This is a genomic window from Aeromonas sp. D3, assembly GCF_027705025.1.
Taxonomy (GTDB): domain Bacteria; phylum Pseudomonadota; class Gammaproteobacteria; order Enterobacterales; family Aeromonadaceae; genus Aeromonas; species Aeromonas salmonicida.
Genome location: NZ_JAPDBE010000080.1, coordinates 1 through 4,260, shown reverse-complemented (window position 1 = coordinate 4,260; position 4,260 = coordinate 1). Strand labels below are relative to the sequence as shown.

The following is a 4,260-nucleotide window of genomic DNA, read 5'->3' as shown; positions in this document are numbered from 1 at the left end:
GGTCACCAAGATCCAAACGGACCCGTCGCCGAGCAACTTGCGAGCGATCCGATGCTACGAGAAAGCGGGGTTTGAGAGGCAAGGTACCGTAACCACCCCATATGGTCCAGCCGTGTACATGGTTCAAACACGCCAGGCATTCGAGCGAACACGCAGTGATGCCTAACCCTTCCATCGAGGGGGACGTCCAAGGGCTGGCGCCCTTGGCCGCCCCTCATGTCAAACGTTGGGCGAACCCGGAGCCTCATTAATTGTTAGCCGTTAAAATTAAGCCCTTTACCAAACCAATACTTATTATGAAAAACACAATACATATCAACTTCGCTATTTTTTTAATAATTGCAAATATTATCTACAGCAGCGCCAGTGCATCAACAGATATCTCTACTGTTGCATCTCCATTATTTGAAGGAACTGAAGGTTGTTTTTTACTTTACGATGCATCCACAAACGCTGAAATTGCTCAATTCAATAAAGCAAAGTGTGCAACGCAAATGGCACCAGATTCAACTTTCAAGATCGCATTATCACTTATGGCATTTGATGCGGAAATAATAGATCAGAAAACCATATTCAAATGGGATAAAACCCCCAAAGGAATGGAGATCTGGAACAGCAATCATACACCAAAGACGTGGATGCAATTTTCTGTTGTTTGGGTTTCGCAAGAAATAACCCAAAAAATTGGATTAAATAAAATCAAGAATTATCTCAAAGATTTTGATTATGGAAATCAAGACTTCTCTGGAGATAAAGAAAGAAACAACGGATTAACAGAAGCATGGCTCGAAAGTAGCTTAAAAATTTCACCAGAAGAACAAATTCAATTCCTGCGTAAAATTATTAATCACAATCTCCCAGTTAAAAACTCAGCCATAGAAAACACCATAGAGAACATGTATCTACAAGATCTGGATAATAGTACAAAACTGTATGGGAAAACTGGTGCAGGATTCACAGCAAATAGAACCTTACAAAACGGATGGTTTGAAGGGTTTATTATAAGCAAATCAGGACATAAATATGTTTTTGTGTCCGCACTTACAGGAAACTTGGGGTCGAATTTAACATCAAGCATAAAAGCCAAGAAAAATGCGATCACCATTCTAAACACACTAAATTTATAAAAAATCTAATGGCAAAATCGCCCAACCCTTCAATCAAGTCGGGACGGCCAAAAGCAAGCTTTTGGCTCCCCTCGCTGGCGCTCGGCGCCCCTTATTTCAAACGTTAGACGGCAAAGTCACAGACCGCGGGATCTCTTATGACCAACTACTTTGATAGCCCCTTCAAAGGCAAGCTGCTTTCTGAGCAAGTGAAGAACCCCAATATCAAAGTTGGGCGGTACAGCTATTACTCTGGCTACTATCATGGGCACTCATTCGATGACTGCGCACGGTATCTGTTTCCGGACCGTGATGACGTTGATAAGTTGATCATCGGTAGTTTCTGCTCTATCGGGAGTGGGGCTTCCTTTATCATGGCTGGCAATCAGGGGCATCGGTACGACTGGGCATCATCTTTCCCGTTCTTTTATATGCAGGAAGAACCTGCATTCTCAAGCGCACTCGATGCCTTCCAAAAAGCAGGTAATACTGTCATTGGCAATGACGTTTGGATCGGCTCTGAGGCAATGGTCATGCCCGGAATCAAGATCGGGCACGGTGCGGTGATAGGCAGCCGCTCGTTGGTGACAAAAGATGTGGAGCCTTACGCTATCGTTGGCGGCAATCCCGCTAAGAAGATTAAGAAACGCTTCACCGATGAGGAAATTTCATTGCTTCTGGAGATGGAGTGGTGGAATTGGTCACTGGAGAAGATCAAAGCGGCAATGCCCATGCTGTGCTCGTCTAATATTGTTGGCCTGCACAAGTATTGGCTCGAGTTTGCCGTCTAACAATTCAATCAAGCCGATGCCGCTTCGCGGCACGGCTTATTTCAGGCGTTAGATGCACTAAGCACATAATTGCTCACAGCCAAACTATCAGGTCAAGTCTGCTTTTATTATTTTTAAGCGTGCATAATAAGCCCTACACAAATTGGGAGATATATCATGAAAGGCTGGCTTTTTCTTGTTATCGCAATAGTTGGCGAAGTAATCGCAACATCCGCATTAAAATCTAGCGAGGGCTTTACTAAGCTTGCCCCTTCCGCCGTTGTCATAATCGGTTATGGCATCGCATTTTATTTTCTTTCTCTGGTTCTGAAATCCATCCCTGTCGGTGTTGCTTATGCAGTCTGGTCGGGACTCGGCGTCGTCATAATTACAGCCATTGCCTGGTTGCTTCATGGGCAAAAGCTTGATGCGTGGGGCTTTGTAGGTATGGGGCTCATAATTGCTGCCTTTTTGCTCGCCCGATCCCCATCGTGGAAGTCGCTGCGGAGGCCGACGCCATGGTGACGGTGTTCGGCATTCTGAATCTCACCGAGGACTCCTTCTTCGATGAGAGCCGGCGGCTAGACCCCGCCGGCGCTGTCACCGCGGCGATCGAAATGCTGCGAGTCGGATCAGACGTCGTGGATGTCGGACCGGCCGCCAGCCATCCGGACGCGAGGCCTGTATCGCCGGCCGATGAGATCAGACGTATTGCGCCGCTCTTAGACGCCCTGTCCGATCAGATGCACCGTGTTTCAATCGACAGCTTCCAACCGGAAACCCAGCGCTATGCGCTCAAGCGCGGCGTGGGCTACCTGAACGATATCCAAGGATTTCCTGACCCTGCGCTCTATCCCGATATTGCTGAGGCGGACTGCAGGCTGGTGGTTATGCACTCAGCGCAGCGGGATGGCATCGCCACCCGCACCGGTCACCTTCGACCCGAAGACGCGCTCGACGAGATTGTGCGGTTCTTCGAGGCGCGGGTTTCCGCCTTGCGACGGAGCGGGGTCGCTGCCGACCGGCTCATCCTCGATCCGGGGATGGGATTTTTCTTGAGCCCCGCACCGGAAACATCGCTGCACGTGCTGTCGAACCTTCAAAAGCTGAAGTCGGCGTTGGGGCTTCCGCTATTGGTCTCGGTGTCGCGGAAATCCTTCTTGGGCGCCACCGTTGGCCTTCCTGTAAAGGATCTGGGTCCAGCGAGCCTTGCGGCGGAACTTCACGCGATCGGCAATGGCGCTGACTACGTCCGCACCCACGCGCCTGGAGATCTGCGAAGCGCAATCACCTTCTCGGAAACCCTCGCGAAATTTCGCAGTCGCGACGCCAGAGACCGAGGGTTAGATCATGCCTAGCATTCACCTTCCGGCCGCCCGCTAGCGGACCCTGGTCAGGTTCCGCGAAGGTGGGCGCAGACATGCTGGGCTCGTCAGGATCAAACTGCACTATGAGGCGGCGGTTCATACCGCGCCAGGGGAGCGAATGGACAGCGAGGAGCCTCCGAACGTTCGGGTCGCCTGCTCGGGTGATATCGACGAGGTTGTGCGGCTGATGCACGACGCTGCGGCGTGGATGTCCGCCAAGGGAACGCCCGCCTGGGACGTCGCGCGGATCGACCGGACATTCGCGGAGACCTTCGTCCTGAGATCCGAGCTCCTAGTCGCGAGTTGCAGCGACGGCATCGTCGGCTGTTGCACCTTGTCGGCCGAGGATCCCGAGTTCTGGCCCGACGCCCTCAAGGGGGAGGCCGCATATCTGCACAAGCTCGCGGTGCGACGGACACATGCGGGCCGGGGTGTCAGCTCCGCGCTGATCGAGGCTTGCCGCCATGCCGCGCGAACGCAGGGGTGCGCCAAGCTGCGGCTCGACTGCCACCCGAACCTGCGTGGCCTATACGAGCGGCTCGGATTCACCCACGTCGACACTTTCAATCCCGGCTGGGATCCAACCTTCATCGCAGAACGCCTAGAACTCGAAATCTAACGTCCGTTCGGGCATCGAGGTCCATGTCGGGGTGGGACGGGCCCGTGGCTTCAAGATCACTTGCAGTCCGACCGCGATGTCTTGGTTGCGCGAGAGGTTGTCGATATCCTCCACTTCCATCATCAACCCTGGATAATGCCGCCGCCGTCATCGCCGCCGACGCCCGTGCCGGGCTTTTCGGGCCTGTCAGGCTTGCTCGGCCTTCAGCCTGCCTGGGCGAGATCTCCGGCGGACGGATTAACGGCGGAGCTTCGCCGCCTTTCGTGCGTGTGAAGGCCGAAGATAGTTCTCTCAAAAACATCCGTTTATGAGAGATACCAAATGTCATTTTCAGAAGACGACTGCACCAGTTGATTGGGCGTAATGGCTGTTGTGCAGCCAGCTCCTGACAGTTCAAT

General features: G+C 52.4%; 6 protein-coding genes. All 6 read left to right on the top strand.

Translation table 11 applies throughout. The annotated features are described in order from the left end of the window. On the top strand, positions 1-166 hold a 166-nt coding region (locus OKC28_RS22750), incomplete at its 5' end, for a GNAT family N-acetyltransferase (protein ID WP_117407360.1). 130 nt (positions 167-296) lie between these two features. Further along, the gene (locus tag OKC28_RS22745; protein ID WP_001334766.1) at positions 297-1,127 is read left to right on the top strand and encodes an oxacillin-hydrolyzing class D beta-lactamase OXA-1; all 831 of its coding nucleotides are present in this window, start codon (positions 297-299) and stop codon (positions 1,125-1,127) included. Between the two features lie 137 nt (positions 1,128-1,264). Continuing rightward, positions 1,265-1,897, top strand: coding sequence for a type B-3 chloramphenicol O-acetyltransferase CatB3 (locus tag OKC28_RS22740; protein WP_000186237.1), 633 nt, complete (start codon positions 1,265-1,267; stop codon positions 1,895-1,897). 156 nt (positions 1,898-2,053) lie between these two features. Then, the gene (locus OKC28_RS22735) at positions 2,054-2,401 is read left to right on the top strand and encodes a quaternary ammonium compound efflux SMR transporter QacE delta 1 (RefSeq protein WP_000679427.1); all 348 of its coding nucleotides are present in this window, start codon (positions 2,054-2,056) and stop codon (positions 2,399-2,401) included. Then, positions 2,395-3,234, top strand: coding sequence for a sulfonamide-resistant dihydropteroate synthase Sul1 (gene sul1 / locus OKC28_RS22730; protein WP_000259031.1), 840 nt, complete (start codon positions 2,395-2,397; stop codon positions 3,232-3,234). Before OKC28_RS22735 ends, sul1 begins: the two co-directional genes overlap by 7 nt. A 127-nt stretch (positions 3,235-3,361) precedes the next feature. After that, positions 3,362-3,862 (top strand): GNAT family N-acetyltransferase, encoded by a 501-nt coding sequence (locus OKC28_RS22725; RefSeq protein WP_000376623.1) that lies wholly within the window; start codon positions 3,362-3,364, stop codon positions 3,860-3,862. Positions 3,863-4,260 lie beyond the last annotated feature (398 nt).